Source organism: Symbiopectobacterium sp. (genome assembly GCF_051710365.1).
Lineage (GTDB): Bacteria > Pseudomonadota > Gammaproteobacteria > Enterobacterales > Enterobacteriaceae > Symbiopectobacterium.
The window spans coordinates 1-1,471 of the sequence record NZ_JBPETA010000353.1 but is presented as its reverse complement, the minus strand read 5'-3'; the positions used below and the strand labels follow the sequence as shown (position 1 = coordinate 1,471).

The 1,471-nt window shown below is 43.3% G+C and carries 1 protein-coding gene; it reads right to left on the bottom strand.

Annotation, left to right across the window (positions count from 1 at the left end):
* Positions 1 to 212: 212 nt before the first annotated feature.
* Positions 213 to 1,052, bottom strand: coding sequence for a hypothetical protein (locus tag ACTBDZ_RS17775; RefSeq protein ID WP_438816265.1), 840 nt, complete (start codon positions 1,050 to 1,052; stop codon positions 213 to 215).
* Positions 1,053 to 1,471: the final 419 nt, after the last annotated feature.

Below are 1,471 nucleotides of genomic sequence, written 5' to 3'. Positions count from 1 at the left end.
GGTTGGTAACAAGGGCTCAATGATTGCCCATGCTTCATCAGAAAGATCGTAGCGAGCCATAATCCAAAGTGTCGTAGAAACAGATGGATACTATAGCTCAAGCAATTAAGGGACACAGCCTAGCATCAGGCGAGCGTGAAATGAGAAGCGCTTCATCATCAAACTTTTTCCTCTGTTAAAATTTCCCTATCAGCCCCAACAGGCAAGACCTGTTAACCGCGCCACTCGTGTGTGGGCCGCGAGCGAGGTTCATCAAACAGGGGGGCACTACTGACGGGCCATGTTGCCTCTTTGCCGGATAGCGTTTCACTACCTCTCGAACGCAAATCAATAGGGTTTCTGGCCGTGGGAAATAGCAGTATCCTGGCGTTGCCTTCTAATCCTTTTAGCAGCTTGATTTCTGCATCTCTCAGTTCAACCAGGAGTTGGCTTCTGCTTTCTTGAGACTTCTCTTTTTCATCCTGGTTTACCCGACGAATTGCCAATACACGCCTATTGATCATCAGGGGTTTAAGCCGTGTATCGCTAATCGATTTCGCGGGAGAGATGATGTCCTCACTTCCGTTATCGTCTTGACGGAGTCCATAGGAAAGATAGATATCCACACTGGCACCTGGCTTTAAATTGGTTAACAGATAATTATCAGAAGCATCTAACTCAAAGGGATAAAGCACATTTCCTGGCATGATAAACATAGTGATATAATCATCACTGCCGGGCTCAACCAACGCAGTTGGTTGAAGGTAGCTGCCTTTGGCTACCGCACTTTTAAGTGCCCAATGAATAAGGTCATTTTCTTTTATATTGAACTGCATATCAGTGCTTTCTGGTGATACAGATATATTTTTCAATTGAAAATCGTCTTTCTTCAGAACAATGTTGGCAGACAGGTCTCGCTGGGCGACGGCCACGACAATGGTTTCTGTTAAAGAATTCGCCCGCATTTCACTCGTTCCTGGTATCGGCGTACGTGCGGATTTCATATAGAATAAAATACCAATGCTGCCAGTCAGAATCATTAGCATGTAAATAATCAATGCGCTCTTTTTCATTTCAACGCTAATCCGCTTTCGCTGTTGTTATAAAATTATAATCAGGTATAATACCCATTATAAAAAGCCCCTCTTTTTTTTACATATCGCTACCGCATGAGCTCAATAAAGGCGCTCGAAACAGGCACTTTATACATGAATCAAGGTATAAAGCACCTATTTCCAGGTTCAAATATCATTACAACGTTTCAGAGGATAATTATTATCCTCCGCTGGCTTTTCCCTATACACCAGATGATACAGATGCCTCTACTCTAGTTTGTATCGTCTTGAAGATACCTGACAACATATTTTTAACCCGTCATTCCGCACCTACTTTAAGAATAAATTCGACGGTATCGCTCGCCGAGAACATCAACGATGGTCTTGTGAACAGAATTGAGGTTGGATACTTGTGGTGGTCTGTCACCAATACTGAA